This is a genomic window from uncultured Methanobrevibacter sp., assembly GCF_947169325.1.
Lineage (GTDB): Archaea > Methanobacteriota > Methanobacteria > Methanobacteriales > Methanobacteriaceae > Methanocatella.
Genome location: NZ_CAMVPN010000054.1, coordinates 1 through 17,164, shown reverse-complemented (window position 1 = coordinate 17,164; position 17,164 = coordinate 1). Strand labels below are relative to the sequence as shown.

General features: G+C 37.8%; 14 protein-coding genes. 10 read left to right on the top strand and 4 right to left on the bottom strand.

Features of this window, described 5'->3' with window-relative positions; translation table 11 throughout:
* Nucleotides 1–848 (bottom strand): 7-cyano-7-deazaguanine synthase (locus tag Q0W26_RS08085; RefSeq protein ID WP_298523780.1); only part of this gene is annotated, 848 nt, incomplete at its 3' end.
* A complete protein-coding gene (locus Q0W26_RS08080) occupies nt 849–1,445 on the bottom strand; it encodes an NAD(P)H-binding protein (RefSeq protein WP_298523778.1) in 597 nt (198 codons plus the stop codon).
* Between the two features lie 103 nt (nt 1,446–1,548).
* Between Q0W26_RS08080 and Q0W26_RS08075 the strand changes: the two genes are divergently transcribed.
* The 10 genes from Q0W26_RS08075 to Q0W26_RS08030 all read left to right on the top strand — a co-directional run bounded on the left by Q0W26_RS08075 (nt 1,549) and on the right by Q0W26_RS08030 (nt 15,114).
* The gene (locus Q0W26_RS08075) at nt 1,549–2,697 is read left to right on the top strand and encodes an aldo/keto reductase (protein ID WP_298523776.1); all 1,149 of its coding nucleotides are present in this window, start codon (nt 1,549–1,551) and stop codon (nt 2,695–2,697) included.
* Between the two features lie 161 nt (nt 2,698–2,858).
* Complete coding sequence (locus Q0W26_RS08070; protein WP_298523774.1) at nt 2,859–4,145, top strand: O-acetylhomoserine aminocarboxypropyltransferase/cysteine synthase family protein; 1,287 nt, start codon at nt 2,859–2,861, stop codon at nt 4,143–4,145.
* Nucleotides 4,146–4,555: 410 nt separating this feature from the next.
* Complete coding sequence (locus Q0W26_RS08065) at nt 4,556–6,595, top strand: collagen binding domain-containing protein (protein ID WP_298523772.1); 2,040 nt, start codon at nt 4,556–4,558, stop codon at nt 6,593–6,595.
* Nucleotides 6,596–6,741: 146 nt separating this feature from the next.
* A complete protein-coding gene (locus tag Q0W26_RS08060; RefSeq protein ID WP_298523770.1) occupies nt 6,742–7,509 on the top strand; it encodes an FHA domain-containing protein in 768 nt (255 codons plus the stop codon).
* Nucleotides 7,510–7,549: 40 nt separating this feature from the next.
* Entirely contained in the window at nt 7,550–8,920 is a 1,371-nt protein-coding gene (locus Q0W26_RS08055) for an MATE family efflux transporter (protein ID WP_298523768.1), read from the top strand.
* A gap of 139 nt (nt 8,921–9,059) precedes the next feature.
* Nucleotides 9,060–9,863, top strand: a complete 804-nt coding sequence (locus Q0W26_RS08050; protein ID WP_298523766.1) for a tetratricopeptide repeat protein — start codon at nt 9,060–9,062, stop codon at nt 9,861–9,863.
* Nucleotides 9,864–10,058: 195 nt separating this feature from the next.
* Nucleotides 10,059–10,799 carry an SDR family NAD(P)-dependent oxidoreductase gene (locus Q0W26_RS08045; RefSeq protein WP_297824456.1) on the top strand — a complete coding sequence of 247 codons (741 nt, stop codon included), beginning with the start codon at nt 10,059–10,061 and terminating at the stop codon, nt 10,797–10,799.
* A 131-nt stretch (nt 10,800–10,930) separates the two neighbouring features.
* Nucleotides 10,931–12,736, top strand: coding sequence for an ABC transporter ATP-binding protein (locus tag Q0W26_RS08040; RefSeq protein WP_298523765.1), 1,806 nt, complete (start codon nt 10,931–10,933; stop codon nt 12,734–12,736).
* Nucleotide 12,737: 1 nt separating this feature from the next.
* On the top strand, nt 12,738–14,528 hold the full coding sequence (locus Q0W26_RS08035) for an ABC transporter ATP-binding protein (RefSeq protein ID WP_298523764.1): 1,791 nt from the start codon (nt 12,738–12,740) through the stop codon (nt 14,526–14,528).
* Complete coding sequence (locus tag Q0W26_RS08030; RefSeq protein WP_298523763.1) at nt 14,521–15,114, top strand: MarR family winged helix-turn-helix transcriptional regulator; 594 nt, start codon at nt 14,521–14,523, stop codon at nt 15,112–15,114. The genes Q0W26_RS08035 and Q0W26_RS08030 overlap by 8 nt, the downstream gene beginning before the upstream one ends.
* A gap of 32 nt (nt 15,115–15,146) precedes the next feature.
* Here Q0W26_RS08030 and Q0W26_RS08025 read toward each other — a convergent pair whose 3' ends face one another.
* Nucleotides 15,147–15,947, bottom strand: a complete 801-nt coding sequence (locus Q0W26_RS08025) for a DUF169 domain-containing protein (protein ID WP_298523762.1) — start codon at nt 15,945–15,947, stop codon at nt 15,147–15,149.
* Nucleotides 15,948–16,163: 216 nt separating this feature from the next.
* Nucleotides 16,164–17,164: DUF3100 domain-containing protein (locus Q0W26_RS08020; protein ID WP_298523761.1), on the bottom strand; the 1,001-nt coding region annotated here is incomplete at its 5' end.

The following is a 17,164-nucleotide window of genomic DNA, read 5'->3' as shown; positions in this document are numbered from 1 at the left end:
TAGTTTCTGATTAAGGATTTTATCTCTTGCTTGCCGACACTTAAACTTGCTGGAATGTTCAATCGATATAGTGAATCGTCCTGCTGATTTATGCATTGGCTTCCGGTTGCTAGCATATCACCAAATATAATTATTGGGATTTCTTTTGTTTTTGCATATTCCTTGATAAGTTCGGAAGTGTTTTTGGAGCATCTTCCGCATGGATGAACCTTTCCTGTGAATGATTCCCTAATTATTTCGGAATAATCAGCTTCAATGTATTCATGATGAACATCCAATGATTCTGTAACAGTTTTGATATTGCCTTTGAATTGCTTCGGAAGAATTATTGTTCCAGGATCAACTGTAACGGCCACGGGATTGAAACCTAATCTTTTGGCCAAAATTAGTGAAAAGTTGCTGTCGACACCGCCTGAAAGCGCAACGACAGCTTCCGTATTTTCTGATTCCTCGAATTCATTTTCCTCAAAATAGCTGTCAAAATCAAAGCTGTATATGTTTTCAAGCTTATCGTCAATGACTTTTTCAAGGTTTTTCACTCCGGTCAAATCGGAATTCAGGCTATTGATGGTTTTTTTAGACAGCTTCAGCTTGTACTCCTTGTTTAAAAAATCACCATAGGATTCCACATGAATGCTTTCAAGGCCCAATCTTTCCTTGAGTTTTCCAACTACCCATCCCCCTTTTCCAATAATCGCTGATTTGTCAGGACGGTCTTCTGTTATGATCCATAGTTCATTGGTTTTTTCGCTGAAGTAAAGTTCCTCGATAAAGATATTTACCTTATCATGGCCTATCTCTTCCCTTATGGAGTTGATTTCCTCTAAAATGAATTCTTCTGTATACATTTAACTCATATCTTTTGTAACGCTAATGCTTTCGCGGGAATATAATTCTGGATTTTCGATTATGTCAATTGATATCTTTTCAATGGACTGGAGCGTGGAAATGTATCCTTTTGGGGTTTCCCCTTTTTTGGTTATTACATAGTCGTCCTCTTCGCCGGGAATCATATATCCGCATCTCAATATTGTATAGTCGAGGGCACTGTCCTCAAGAATTTCGGCAGAGTTCCTGTTTGGAATCTGTTCCTTTTCGTTTTTCACATTATATTCATCGCCGTTTCCTTCGCTGAGTTCATTGTAGATTCCCACAACGTTCATGAAGATGACTCTTTTTGGATTGATTTCACACAGGTTTCTGGCGATTACAGGCAAATCGCTTCCTGAAACGGCACAGTATACGATGTCTTGATTTTCAAGAGCTCCTTTCAAATCCTTTAGATTTGTGCAATCAACGTTTTTAGCGGTGACCCTGTGGCTGTCTTCAAAAATGTTTCTAACGGTTCTCGATATTACAGTTAACTGATAATTGGGATTTGTAAGCAGTTTGGCAGTAAACGCCCTTCCAAATCTTCCGCTTGCTCCAAGTATTGCAATGTTCATTATTTTCACCTTTATTAATTATTTGGCTTTGAATACATATAACTGTTATTTGGCATTAAAATTTTTAACTTTGGTTGAATAAAGTATTAATTGAGGGAATCAAATGGAATATAGGAAATTGGGAAAGACTGGCATTGAAGTTTCAGAAATAGCTTTCGGAGCGGAATTTCTAGTTGAAAGGCCTTATGAGGATACTGAAGAATTGATTAGGGCCTGTGAAGATAACGGCATTAATTTTGTAGACTGCTGGATGAGCGAACCGGATGTGCGCTCCCATTTAGGAAATGCCATAAAGGACAATCGTGACAACTGGGTTATCCAGGGCCATATCGGATCAACCTGGCAGAACGGACAATACGTAAGGACCCGTGAGATGGATAAGGTAATTCCTGCCTTTGAGGATTTCATGGAAAGGTTTCAAATCGACACTCTCGATTTCGGAATGATTCACTATGTCGACCAGATTGAGGACTATGACGAGATAATGAACGGCCCTTTCATAGAGTATGTCCGCAAGCTTAAGGATGACGGGACAATAGCTCACATAGGATTAAGCACCCACAATCCGGACATTGGTCTTTTGGCCGCTGAAAATCCGGAAATCGAACTTCTGATGTTTTCAATAAACCCTGCATTTGACATGTTCGGCGCAATGGATGACATTGAGGAATACAGGAAGGAAGGCGCATATGACAATGACTTGTCAAGCCTGAATCCCCAAAGGGCTGAAATCTATGAGTTTTGCGAGAAAAACGGAACAGCATTGACAGTGATGAAAGGATTTGCAGGGGGCAATCTGCTTTCTGATGAAACATCCCCATTTGGTGTAGCATTAACTCCCGTCCAGTGCATTCACTATGCATTATCCCAAAAGGGTGTTTCAAGCATATTCGTAGGAGTAAAAAATCCACAGGAGCTTGAGGAATCATTGAAGTATTGCACTGCAACCGAAGAGGAAAAGGATTATGCAGATGTATTGAAGAATGCTCCAAAACATTCATTCAAAGGCCAATGTACCTATTGCGGCCATTGTCAGCCATGCAGGTCAGGAATCGATATTGCAATGGTTAACAAATTATTTGACCTTGCAAAAAATCATGATGAAGTTCCGCCAAGCATTCAGGAGCATTACAACAATTTGAAATTCAATGCAACCAACTGCATTGCATGCGGAGACTGCGACGAGCGCTGTCCATTTGAGGTTTCCATCGTTGATGTGATGCTAGATGCACAGGACCTCTTTGGATTTTAGGTCTTGATAGGGAATATTTTGATTTTGCATTTTTCAAATTCATTTAAACTAAACAAAAGCCAATCACCATACATTTTTCTTTTTTTTCAACATCTAACCATTTTATACAGTAAATAAAAATACTTTAATATCTAATTTCACAAATCTATTAATTGATTATTATGGCGTATGAAATTAAAAACAAAAAGAACATCTCAACAATTGGGGTGCATGCGGGCCAGGAAGAAGTGGATGAAACTGGCTCAAGAGTAACTCCGATTTATCAAACAACTTCTTATGTATTCGAATCTTCAAAGCAGGCTGCAGACAGATTCGCTCTAAAGGAAGGGGGAAACATTTATACAAGACTGACAAACCCTACAACAGAGGCATTTGAAAAAAGGATGGCAGCTATTGAAGGTGGAACAGCAGCATATGCAACCGCTTCAGGAATGGCGGCCATATTTTATGCAATCATCAACATAACTCAAGTGGGAGACAACATTGTTTCAGCAGATAACTTATATGGTGGAACATATGAGCTATTTGAAAATACTTTGGAAGAGCTGGGACGTACCGTCACTTTTGTGGACTCACAGTCTCCTGAACTGTTCGAAGAGGCCATTGACGATAGGACAAGGGCAATTTATGTAGAATCAATAGGAAACCCTAAACTGGACATTCCAGATTTTGATGTGCTGGCCCAAATTGCACATTCCCATGGAATTCCATTGATTGCAGACAATACCGTAGGTATAGGGTCTGTAAGGCCGTTTGACCATGGTGCTGACATCATTGCATCATCTGCAACCAAATATATTGGTGGACACGGAACCACCCTTGGAGGAATCATCATTGAAAAGGGTGACTTTGACTGGATGAACGGCAAGTTTCCAACATTATCCGAACCTGATGCAACCTACAATGGACTTGTATTCGCTGAAGAATTCAGGGGAGCAGCCTTCACAACAAGAATCAGGACAGTAATCGGAAGGGATACAGGTGCAGTACCTTCTCCGTTCGGTTCATTCTTGCTCTTGCAAGGTTTGGAAACTCTCGGTTTGAGAATCGAAAGGCACGCTTCAAATGCAATGGCTGTTGCAGAGCACTTGGAGGCCCATCCTAAAGTGGCGTGGGTAACATATTCAGGTCTTGAAAGTTCACCTAACCATGAGGTCGCTAAAAAATACGCTGAAAAGGGCTATGGTGGAATAGTTTCATTCGGCCTTAAGGCAGGATATGAAGGCGCTTTGAAATTCATTGAAAGCGTTGAGCTGCTCTCATTTTTAGCAAATATCGGTGATGCAAAGTCATTGGTAACCCATCCCGCATCAACCACTCATTCACAATTGTCTGAAGAGCAGCAATTGGCCACTGGAGTAACTCCTGACTTGATTAGGTTTTCAGTGGGAATCGAGGATATTGAAGATATTCTGGCTGATGTGGATCAGGCTTTGGATAAGGTATAGAAAACCTTTTCCCTTTTTCTTTTTTTAGGCATAGTTTCTTAATGAAAGCAATTGCTTTATATGACTTATATTCTAGTTTTTATAAAATAATTAATATGGAATAGTTTTTCCTAAAATTGTGGTTTTAGATTATTAAATAATTTTTATAATTTTTTAATAATTTTAAAATAAAAATGAACGCTTTTGAGGGATATGATGAAGATTTTATTCCTAAATAATTGCATAAAACACAGGGGATTATTATTTAGGTTTTTGAATTTTTCAGATTATAGTATGTTTAATTTTGATTTGAACTCTTTTTTATCCGATTTTTTTAAAAAATATTTATTTTCCAATACTGAATATACTTTAGTTGATTTTTCATTTTATTCCTACAAAAGTTCTATTTTAAAAGTGAGGTTGTGTAAAACATGTTTAATAAGAAATATGCTTATTTAGTATTGTTTTCATTATTAATCTGTATGGTGGCCATATCCTCTGTCAGCGCAGCTGAAGATACGGCCATTAACACTGTTGTCTCTGAAGAGATAGCCATTGATTCGCAAGATGATATAATCAGCAATGATGGTGATGAAATACTAAATGAGGAAAATCAGGATATTTTAGCAAGTGACGGGGCAGGAAGCGATAAGCTTTCATTAGATGATTCTGATGATGTTTTAGCGAGTTATTCTCCTAGTCCTGATCAATATTCTGTTGAATTTACAAAGGATACATATACAATTAATTACTATGATGGTGGGACTATTTCTTTAGACATATCTCCTAATGATGAGTCATGGTATTATGATTTTTACTTTGATGTCTATAGTGGAACTAATAATCTGATTCACCAGAATATTTATTCAAGTAATCATGACGATTATGAGAACTATCTGTCAAATCCGTATCAATATATGATAAGTCCTAAAAGTTTGTCCCCAGGCACATACACAATGAAATTAGTGAACTATAAAGATTATTCAAGTAGTCCGCATGTATTCGATGAAGCAACTTTGATAATTGAGGACAAACAATATCAGGGAAATATCAAAATTACTGCATCAGGCACATACTATAAAGCAAAAACCATTACTGTTGAAGTTACAGATGATGAAGGTAATCCTGTTCCTAATGTAAAGGTTTTGCTTAAATTTTCAAATGATAAAGAGGTTACCGTAACAACATTGTCAAATGGTAAAGCCACTTATAATGTGCCGTATAATGCAGGTTCATACTCTGTTATAGCTTCACCATATTCCGAAGCATTAACAGCCAATGCGGAAACATTAAGTTTCAGCATTGCAAAGGGTTCTGGTAAAATCATAATAACCCAAGCGGGAAAATACGCTACCAACAAAAAACTGACCTTCAAAGTCATTGACACAAGAACAGGTAAAGCACTCAGCAATCAGAGGGTTGACCTTACTTTTTCAAACGGTAAAAAAACATTTGTAAGAACTAACTCCAAAGGTATTGCTACTTACCTTATGAAAACTTTCACTCCAGGCAATTACTTTGTTAAAGCGTCAGCCACCAATGTTAATATCAAATTCCCTACAACTACTAAATTATCTAACATTAAAATCGATAAAACTCCTGTCACTCTTAACCCAAGGCCATTAACTGCATTTTATGCATCAGGAAAATACATCAACATTAAAGTAACTGATAATGCCAAAAAGGCTATTGGTGGAGTAAAACTTAAAGTGGACATTTACACTGGCAGTTCCAAACAAACCAAATATCTTAAAACAATATCTACCGGTTGGACTAAATTCGCAGCTTCAACATTAGATGTCGGCACCCACAAGGTTGTTGTAAGTGTTGCATCAACTAATTTACACACCGGCAAAGCACAGACAAGCAGCATCATAATTAAAAAAGCCGGTGTCGATATTTATGCTCCGAACATAGTTAATGCATTTAAGCAAGACGGCAAATATGGTATTAGAATCAATAACCATGCTTCAGGAAATCCGCTTTCCGGCTGGACAGTTCAAATAAAAGTATACACAGGCAGTTCAGCTAAAATATTCAAAGTTAAAACAAATTCAAATGGTTATGCAAGCATAGCAACCAATACTTTAAGTAAAGGCAAACACACAGTTGTCGTAACTACTGTTGCAAACAAATATTACAATGCTGGCAAATCTTCTGGATCAATTACAATATCCACTAAGATTCCAACCCGCTTTAATATTGATAGAAGTTCCTTACGCTACAATACATTAACAACTTACATGAATGGAATGCCTTATGCAACTTATATTATGAGTGTGCAAGTTCCTGTTCACTTGGTTGACAATTTGGGCCACGAAATCATCAAAACAGTCACATTGACCAATGATGAGGGCACTACAACAGGCACTTCCGGTGAGGTAATATCCATGAGCGGAGGGTCAGACATCACTTTAAGGTTTGCAGGTGACAGCAAGTACATGCCATGTACTTTTGTATTGACATTTTAGCATTAAACAAGGGATTACATAATCCCTACTTTTTTTATTTTTCACTAATTTTAAATACAATTTAAATCATAATTTATATTAATTTTTGTTTATAATTTTTCAAAATTTCTTTAAAAAAATTCATTATTTCAAACGGGGTTTAAACAATGGGTGATTCAAATCATGACTTTAAACTTGAAATTTCCAATGAAAACTGTCAATTGCTGTCCGCTAAGCTGGCAGCCATCAACAATCCCATCAGATTTGCAATTCTTGAAATATTGAAAAAACATCAGAAGGGAAAAGGCAAGGAGCCATTATACTCCCGTGAAATCAATCTAATTTTAAACGATTACGGCATCAACATCACGCCTCAGATGTTGGGCCAGCACTTGAAGATACTTATTGAAGCCGATCTAATCGAGATGACACTATTTAAAAAGGAAATTCCCAACAAGATTGGTATGCGCAATGTCAAGTCATACATTATGAAGGAAAACGCATTTGAAAATTTCTTTTTACAGGCCAATTTCCTGTCAGATGAGATTCTTTCCTTTTTCAAGTTATATGAAATGAATAAAAAGTTAAGTGATGGTAACTCATGTGTCTTAACGGTCTTCAATGGAATAGATAAAGGCAAAACATTTAAAATAGGTAAGGATGAGACTGCAATAATCGGAAGGGCTTGTGATTCAGAGTTAATCAATGGTTTGAAAGTCATTTCAATAGATGATAGTTACAGTACAGTTTCGAAAAGCCATTTGAAGTTGTTCTATGAGGATGGCAACTGGAAAATCATGGATGATGGAAGCTTGTATGGAACCTTTGTGGATGATAACCTTGTTTTCACAAACAAAAGCTACATTTTAAGGGATGGTTCATTCATCAAATTATCCAAATATAAATGCGGTGTCGTTTTTTACTGTTCATTTTAATACTTAACTAATTAATATTACTTAGATTAAAATAATATTTATGCAGACCAATGAGAATATTGAATCGATTATTGGAAGTCCCAGAAAGGCCATTAACAAACTTGCTTTTCCAACCATATTTTCAATGCTTCTGATGTTTGTGAACAATCTGATTGACAGCTTCTGGGTTGCAGGCATAAATGCGGATGCACTCGCTGCACTTGGTTTCATCTCTCCACTTTATCTTGTCATCATTGGTCTTGGAAGTGGTGTCGGTGCAGGTGCAAATTCTCTCATTTCAAGGTATGTCGGAGCGGACAGGATTGAAGATGCTAATAATGCAGTTATCCATTCAATTATTTTAACAGTTATAGTTTCAGCAATAGTTTTAATTATAGGAATTTTCTTTTTAAATGATTTGATTGTATTGTTGGGAGCATCAAGTGTTAGCACATATTGCCTAAGCTATGGTCAAATCATATTTTTGCTCAATATAGTGTTCCTGGCACCTAATGTGACAGCCAGCATATTCCGGGCTGAAGGTGATGTAAAAAGGGCAACCAATCCGCTGATACTGACAGCCATTTTGAACATGATTCTGGACCTTATACTTATTTATGGATTGAATCTGGGCATCTTCGGGGCGGGTCTTGCAACTGTAATAGCTTCACTTGCCGGATTTGTCTTGATGCTTTATTGGATTTACATTAAAAGGGACACATTCTTCAAGTTCAGATTTTCCTATTACAAAAGGAAATGGGAAATCTACAAGGAAATTCTTGTCGTTTCACTTCCTGCAGGCACAGAAGAAATCATATTTTCCCTTGTTGCGATAATTCTCAATTACCTGATTATGGTTACGGCGGGAGTTGGTGAAGTTGCCGCATTCACAATTGCATGGAGATTCATATGCATTGCATTTTTGCCTTGCATGGCAATAGGGATTGCAACGATAACCGTTTCAGGCGTTGCTTATGGAGCCAGGAACTGGGAGAACTTCAATGAAACCATAAAATATTCCACGCTGCTGAGTTTAGGTATTACTCTCCTGATTTGTGCGGTCTTTTTCGTTTTCGCCAATCCGATTTGTGGTGTATTCAACTTCCAGGCAAGCAATACTGCACTGGTTGGGAGAGCAGCCGAAATATTGAAGATTTTGGTATTCTACAACTGCCTGATTTCGTTTGGAGCGACCGCAGCATATACTTACCAGGGTGTCGGTTCAGGATTCAAGTCATTGGGCCTTACAGTCTTAAGGGAACTTGTTTTAAGCATGGCGTTTGCTTATCTTTTTGGAATCACATTGGATATGGGTGTTTTCGGAGTATATCTCGGTGCCATAATAGGAATGAACATAGGTTCAATCATAGGATTTGTCTGCATATGGATTTTCAATCTGAAATTCAAAAGGCAAGTCCGGGCGAATCAGTAATTTTTTTAGCCACTTCCGATGAACTTTAAATAGCAGAATGCATAATATAATAAATGCGATGTTGATTGAATCCTCGACTTCCGATGTTGGGGAGCTAAAATCAATGATGAATATCATTAGCAGCTATTGTGGTGATATCATGAAGGAAGATGAATATATTAAAGTCAATAAGAGAAGTGGCGATAAGGTTTATTTTGAATCTCCGTTAGTTCAGTCAATTTATGACAAAATCGATTTTTTAAGAGAAGAATCAAAAGTAATTCTGGAAGAAATAGACTCCAGCGAATTCAAACAGCAGCTGGACACTATTGATCTTGAAGAGTTCAGTGAAGATACTCTTGACCAAATTGATGATGTTCTTGATGATATTTCAAGATTTAAGGACGAAGTAATTAATACAGAAGACATTCCTGAAGACCTTAAAAAGCATTATCGTTTGACTCAAATGTATTTTGACCGTGACGATGATTACGTAAGAAGGGCAAGAAGAAAAGTGGAAAGATTGAACTGCGATAAATTAACAGATTTCTATGGAACAAACCTCAGGGTAATCGAGCTTTGTGATAAGGCAATTCAAATTAATGAATATAATTTCGATGCCCATGTCCTCAAGGCCCAGACACTGGTTAATCTGGAAAAGTATGATGATGCCATCGAAGAGTTCATCAATGCGCTTTCAATAAAAAACGACATTGAAGTTTGGCTGGCAATTGCAAGGGTGAACAGACTCAATGGTGATTTGGATGATGCTTTAGATGTCTATGATAAAGTTTTATCAATGGATAAAAATTCATTCGAAGCTTTTAAAGGAAAAGCATACACCTACTTCGATTTGAATGATTATAAAAAGGCAAATTATTTTTTCAGAAAAGCGAATTACATCAAATCTTTGGATGAAGCTTCCCAAATGATTTGGAGAGTCTGCAAAGAAAAGTTGGATTGAATATAATTTATTCAATTTAACACCTTTTTTATTTATCAACCAATCTATTTTTTTGAATATTTTTCTATATTTTTTTAATATTTTAATAATTTTTAAATATTTTCAACCATTTTTTTATAATGTCTGAATATTATTCAAAATGTTTAATAAGGGCTTCTGACAAAATAATATTACCAAAGATATTTAGGTGAAAAAATGGCAAAAAATGCAATTATTACTGGAGGATCCAGAGGAATCGGTAAAGCTATGGCTTTAAAGTTAGGTGAACTTGGTTACAATGTTGCAATCAACTACAGAAGCGACTCATCCAAGCAATTGACTGAAGATTTAATTGAAGAAATCAAATCAGAATATGGTGTGGAAGCTATTGCTGTGCAAGCTGACGTAAGTAAATTCGATGACTGCAAAAAATTGGTCGAAGCTGCCGTTGAAGCATTTGGAGAACAAATCGATGCTTTAGTAAACAACGCAGGAATTACCAACAACTGCAACTTCATCGATTTGCAGCCTGAACAGTATGAAGCAGTAATCAACACAAACCTCGTAAGTATGATGCACATGTGCCACTTGGCTCTTCCTTACATGGTAGACCGCGACACTGCTATCGTATGTACCGCATCTGTAGGTGGTTTGACTGGTGTTATCAACCAAGCAGACTACTGTGCAGCTAAAACTGGTGTAATCGGTTTATGCCGTGCACTTGCATTGGAATTCGCTCCAAGAAAAGTAAGGGTAAATGCAATTGCACCTGGTATGATTATGACAGACATGTTACGTGGCGTAAACCAAGACGAATTAAATGCACTCGCAGCAACAATTCCGCTCGGACACATTGGAGAAGTGGAAGAGATTGCAGGCGCATTGGAATACATCCTAACCGCAGGATACTTGACCGGTCAAGTCATTTCCCCTAACGGTGGATTCGTATTACAATAAGGTTTTTAAACCTTCTTTTTTTCTTTTTTTTTAAATTATATCTTTAGTGTTTTGGTCCTTTTTGACATGATAATTATTATATACAATAAAATCTAAAGGTACCTTTAGGAAATTAAAAAAGTAGGAAAATCATGAATTTCACTAAAACACTAAGAACAATAGGAAAACTGCTCAGCCCTTTAAAGAAGAGCATAATCTCTCTTTTTCTAATTGTTGCATTCCTCTTGATTGATGTTTACTGTAATTTGACCCTGCCAGCATACACTGCAAACATCGTTGATATAGGAATACAGAACACTGACTTTAACTACATAATAAGTGTTGGAACCATGATGATGGCGATGGTTCTGATTGGGGTTTTGGCTACAATCGGCCTTTCATACTTTTCAAGCAAGGTTTCTGCAGCATATGGAAGGGATTTGAGGAAAATAAGCTACGACAAGATCTTGAAATTTTCAAACTTTGAGCTGAACAAGATATCAAGGGCATCCCTCATTACACGTAACACCAATGACGTATACCAGATACAGATTTTTCTGGGACTGTTTTTCACTACAATACTATTTGCCCCGATATTAGGTATAGGAAGCATAATCAAGGCGATGGAGCTTGGAACAAATCTCTTGTGGATTATTGGAGTGACATTTTTGGCGGTTATCATACCGTTTGTTGCAATATTCATAAGCGTAATGCCTTATTTCAATAAGATTCAGGAGCTTACAGACAAAATCAACCAGACTTCAAGGGAAATACTGATAGGAATGCCTGTAATCAAGGCATTCGTAAGGCAAAGCTATGAGGAAGAAAGGTTTGAGGTAACCAATGAGGACTTCAGGTCAGTAAACTTGAGGGTTTTCAGGATAGTCCTGGTTCTTTTGCCTGCGATGACACTCCTTTTGAACCTGATGATAGTCCTTATCCTGTACTTTGGAGCATATGATGCAATCCGGGGCGAAATTTTGACAGGAACCATCATTGCATTCATTCAGTACGCTACACAGATTGTAATGGCGTTTCTGATGATGGGTGGATTTTTGATAATGATTCCGAGGATTCTTGTATCCGGAAGGCGTGTTGCTGAAGTGATAAACATGGAAGTGTCAATCACTGACGGTCCAATCGATAGCTTATGTGATGATCCTACCATAGAATTTAGGAATGTAACCTACAGTTTTCCGGGAAGTGAAAAGGAAATACTTAAAGACATAAATTTCAAATTGGAAAAGGGAAAGACCACTGCAATAATCGGAGGAACCGGAAGCGGAAAGTCAACAATCCTAAATCTGATTCCTCGTCTCCAGGATGTGACCGGAGGGGAAATCCTGGTCGATGGCAGAAACATCAAGGACTACAAACTGACATCACTTAGGCAGAGAATTTCCTACGCCCCTCAAAAGGCAATCCTTTTTGAAGGCACAATAAGGTCAAACATGCAGATAGGAAAAGAGGATTCAAGCGATGAAGAGATTAAAAAAGTGCTTGCAATGGCGGAAGTGGACTTCATAGAAAGCCTGGACGATGGAGTTTCACAGGGAGCATCCAATTTCTCAGGCGGACAGAAACAGCGCCTTCAGCTGGCAAGGTCTGTAATAGCCAAGAGGGACTTTTACCTGTTTGATGACTGCTTTTCAGCACTTGACATGAATACTGAAGCGAAAGTGAAGGAAAACATTAAAAGCTTAAAGGAAAACTCTTCAATGCTCATCGTTTCACAAAGGATTTCCACAATAATGGATGCCGATGAAATAATCGTGCTTGACGATGGAGAGATAATCGATAAGGGCACTCATGATTACCTGAATGAAAACTGCAGTATCTATAGAGAAATTGTATCTTCCCAAATAGAGCAGTCTAAAGACATGCTGTATGACGATGAGGAGTCATCCAATTTCACAATAGATGCCGATTACATTAAAAAAACTGCAGGAGGTAAATGAAATGGCAAGAAAACCAAGAAGAGCACCTCCTGAAAAGCCGGCAAATGTAAGGAAATCTATCAAGAACATATTAAGTCTATTGATGGGATACAAACTGAAAATAGCTTTGACTGTCATTTGCGGAATCATATCAACAGTATTTTCAGTGGTAAGTCCTCTTTTAATCGGATTTGCCACAACCGCAATATTTGATGGGATAAACTCAGGAAACATGAATCTGGAATTCATAATCAATCTTCTCATCGCAGTTGCAGCACTCTATGTCGTAAGTTCAGTATTTTCATATCTTCAAAGCTATCTCCTGCTTGATATAACAACAGACATCAGCTATAACCTGAGAAGGGACCTTATTGAAAAAATCACTCATTTATCAATGGGCAATCTGGACACAAATACTCGTGGTGATATATTATCAAGGATTACAAACGATGTGGATTCCCTCCAGTCAGGTATCGTTCAGACATTCAACCAGTTGCTGACAGGCGTCGTTACTATAGTCGGCGTTACTGTAATGATGCTTTCCATTAACTTATGGCTGACATTAACCACTATAGTGCTGGTTCCTATAGCATTTTTCATCATAATTAAAGTCACCAAGTTCTCTCAGGATTATTATTTGAAGCAATTGGAATACAGAGGCAGGCTGAACGGACAAATTGAGGAGTCATTTACAGGCCATGAAATCATCCGTTCATTCAACCAGGAAGAGGAATCCATGAGAATCTTTGAAGAGGAAAATGAAAACTGGTATGAGCAGGAATGGAAATCCAAGTTCTTTTCAAGCCTGTCCGGGCCTTTGGTACATTTCATTTCCAACCTGCAATATGTGGTCATATCAGTTCTTGGAGCGGTTCTTGTGCTTCAAAGAGCCATAAACGTCGGGGACATTTTGGCATTTATCCAGTACTCCAAAAACTTCACAACTCCAATTGAACAGATAACAAGAATCATGAACATGATACAGACTGCAATGGCTGCAAGCGAAAGGATATTCGACTTTTTGAAAATCGATGTTGAGGAAAACCCATCCAAGGAGCAAATCAGTGAAATCACACACGGCATTACATTTGAAAATGTCAGTTTTGGTTACAGCGAAGATGAATTGGTGATAAAAAACTTGTCATTTGATGTTAAAAAGGGAGAAAAGGTAGCTATTGTAGGCGAAACCGGAGCAGGAAAAACCACAATTGTAAAGCTGCTCATGAGATTCTATGACGTGAACAGCGGTGAAATTAAGATTGATGGAGTAAACATTGACAGATACGATAAGCACAGCATCAGGTCTCTTGTAGGTATGGTGCTTCAGGATACATGGCTGTTTAATGACACAATATTCAACAATATCCGCTATGGAAAATTGGATGCAACCAAAGAAGAAGTCATAGCAGCTTCAAAAGAGGCTCATGCGGACAATTTCATAATGCAAAATCCTGAAGGTTATGAAATGATGCTGAATGAGGATGCGGACAACGTTTCCCATGGACAGAAACAGCTTTTAACAATTGCAAGAACAATTCTTTCAAACAAGCAGATACTGATTCTGGATGAGGCAACTTCATCAGTGGATACAAGAACAGAAAAGATAATTCAAAAGGCTATGGATAGATTAATGAAAAACAGGACAAGCTTCATCATAGCACATAGGCTTTCAACAGTCAGGGATGCGGACAAGATAATAGTCATTGATGATGGACACATTATCGAGCAGGGCACCCATGAGGAGCTTTTGGAACAGAAAGGATACTACTACAATACCTTGAACGCCCAAAGCAGGAGGAATGCTTATGAATAGCAAGATGGATGGAAATGCATTTAATGATATTGGCAAGACAAACAACCATCTGCTGTTTTACAAGTTTTCCATGATTAATGAGATTCTGGATAAAAGAATCAAGAAGCAGAATCCGGAAATGAAGAGCATCACAAAGGGTCAGGGAAGACTGATAGCTCTCCTAAAGCGAAAAGACAAGATATCAACCAAGGAATTGTCTGAAATATTGAATATCAGCGTCACTTCTCTCAATGAAACACTGAACAAATTGGAACAGAAGAACTTCATCAAAAAAGTCCCTTCACAAAAGGACAAGAGGGTTCTTCTAATTGAACTGACGGAAGAGGGCAGAAACCTCAAGTTCAAATACCCTGAAGACATTGACATTTTCGACACTTTAAATGACAAGGAAAAGGAAATTCTCAATGATTATCTTAATAGAGTGATATTGGAGCTTCATGACAAGTTCATGGAAGAAAATCCTGAAAAGTACGAAAAGATTTTAAAAAACAGGAAGGAAATATTTGAAAAGTACTTCAAAAACGACAAGCACCATGATGAATGGGTAAAGTTAATGGGTTGCAATAAAAAAAGAAGAGCCGAATGAAATCTCATCCAACCCGATAATTTCAGTTAAGCTCATTCAAACCTTTTTAAAAAATCTGTTTGGATAACACTGTTTTCGCTTACATCTTCAAGCTTCAAGAACAGTTCCCAAGGCATGGACAACATCATATAGTCATTAGGGATGAAATGTTTCATTTTAGCCCTGCCTGCAAAGTCAATCGGTCCTAAAATAGGTTTCGGATCATCGCTTTCCCCTTGCTCAAATACAAAATTTCCTATGGCCTGACAGGCTGAAGCCTGAGGGGTTAATATGTAGGAATCTTTGGTTCTGAATGATGAATTGATCTGTATCAGTGCAGTCAATTCAATAGGATTTACAGTAAATATCACGGATTTCGGTGTTTCATCATCCTTCAAGTTCTCAATACCTTTGAAAATCACGTAATCTTCGCTGTCATAGATTGGCCTATTTTTGATATTGGTTTTTGCGATTTCAAAGTCACAATAGATTCTTTCACCATGCATAAACATTTCGCGTGTCGGTTTGGCCAGATACTCCAGTCTTTTCAGGTATTCCTCTTTATCAGGAGCGGAATCGACGCCCAATGATAGAAATGATGCTTGAAAGTTTATTGCATCTTCGTCGGCGAGGCCTGTTCCCCAGCCGAAGCCTGAAGCTATTCCTCCGCAAGTGATGTTTTCACGGCCGAAAAATGTTGTTTTTCTTTTTGCAATGGTCTGTGCAACGAAACTCATTACACAGCCTCCCTTATTGTCTTTCGGACCTACTGCATCTACTGGTTTTTCATTGCTCTTGATTAGCACTATCGGCGGAAACTTCATGTCCAGTCCTTGTGATATTTTGCTTTCCATTTTAACTACTCTCCATATGATATCTGAACAGTTTTTAAATTAATAAAACCGTCTTGTTGTTTATTTTTATGGATTTTTTTATATTTAAAAGATTGTTGGCAAATTTGAAAAAACAGTATACAGAAATGACATGCAGATTATTTTTGCTGATGTCTATGATTTGATGAAAATAGCATGGATATAACTAATGTAAAAAAGAAATGGGTGGAATGATTTCTAGATCATTCCTGTTAAAAATAAGGTTATGTTTGCAATTGTTGCAGAGCCAAGGTAAGTTCCGGTAATCACGATTAACGCAACGATGACTCCTCTCCAACCAATCCTTTTGAACTCTTCCCAATCCTTACCGATTGCAATACCTACATAACCGAGGAATGCAGTACAGATTGTGGTTAACTCGACTTGGGAAACGTAATGGGCCACAAAATCGGCAGTCGGGCTGCCAGGAATAGCCACAATCAAACCAATTATGCTTATGAAAATAATTGATGGGATATGTACCGGAAAAATCCTTTCAAGGGACATTCCAGTGATTGTAATGGAGGAAATGATAAGCATTGCGATGAATGAATCGATAAATGAAGTGTGATAACACACAACATTTCCGACAGCTACAATAAATGAAAATGCGAAAAGCAATGCGCCCCATCTTTTAAGCTTGCCGATATTCAGATTGTCAATTACATCGTCGTCTTCATGAACTTCATCAGGTGTATATCCGTCATCATCAAGGCTGGCATTGCCTCTTCCTATAATCGGATATAACCATGCATACAGTTTTTCCGCAATAGGCAAGGAAATAAAGATACACATGTAAATTCCTAAACAGAATGAAAGGATATTACTGCATCCGGCAAATGCTTCAAGCTGTGTGGCCATTGCAGGGTGTATGTGCACTAATGGAACCAATGCTGCTGCATTCATACTTGCGCTTCCTATACCTGACGCCATCGCATAGGCATAAGGATGGAATGGTATGAGTGAAACGCATATGCTTGACAGGAAACTGATATAAGGGGTACCGATAATGGATCCTATGACGAAAATCGCCAAAACACCACGAGCTTCAGGAGAGTTGAAGCCGTATTTGTCGATAATGATTCCAAGGTTAGGTTCACGGCAGATGGAACTTGCCATACCGATAACTTCCCGTTTAAAACCCAAAAGCAAAGCAACAGGCAATGCTATAAGAGTACCTAAATCACCTAAAAGCTGTA

Coding starts and splice junctions, on each gene's coding strand:
- Q0W26_RS08080 (WP_298523778.1), bottom strand. CDS start 1,445: ATGAACATTGCAATACTTGGAGCAAGCGGAAGATTTGGAAGGGCGTTT.
- Q0W26_RS08075 (WP_298523776.1), top strand. CDS start 1,549: ATGGAATATAGGAAATTGGGAAAGACTGGCATTGAAGTTTCAGAAATA.
- Q0W26_RS08070 (WP_298523774.1), top strand. CDS start 2,859: ATGGCGTATGAAATTAAAAACAAAAAGAACATCTCAACAATTGGGGTG.
- Q0W26_RS08065 (WP_298523772.1), top strand. CDS start 4,556: ATGTTTAATAAGAAATATGCTTATTTAGTATTGTTTTCATTATTAATC.
- Q0W26_RS08060 (WP_298523770.1), top strand. CDS start 6,742: ATGGGTGATTCAAATCATGACTTTAAACTTGAAATTTCCAATGAAAAC.
- Q0W26_RS08055 (WP_298523768.1), top strand. CDS start 7,550: ATGCAGACCAATGAGAATATTGAATCGATTATTGGAAGTCCCAGAAAG.
- Q0W26_RS08050 (WP_298523766.1), top strand. CDS start 9,060: ATGAAGGAAGATGAATATATTAAAGTCAATAAGAGAAGTGGCGATAAG.
- Q0W26_RS08045 (WP_297824456.1), top strand. CDS start 10,059: ATGGCAAAAAATGCAATTATTACTGGAGGATCCAGAGGAATCGGTAAA.
- Q0W26_RS08040 (WP_298523765.1), top strand. CDS start 10,931: ATGAATTTCACTAAAACACTAAGAACAATAGGAAAACTGCTCAGCCCT.
- Q0W26_RS08035 (WP_298523764.1), top strand. CDS start 12,738: ATGGCAAGAAAACCAAGAAGAGCACCTCCTGAAAAGCCGGCAAATGTA.
- Q0W26_RS08030 (WP_298523763.1), top strand. CDS start 14,521: ATGAATAGCAAGATGGATGGAAATGCATTTAATGATATTGGCAAGACA.
- Q0W26_RS08025 (WP_298523762.1), bottom strand. CDS start 15,947: ATGGAAAGCAAAATATCACAAGGACTGGACATGAAGTTTCCGCCGATA.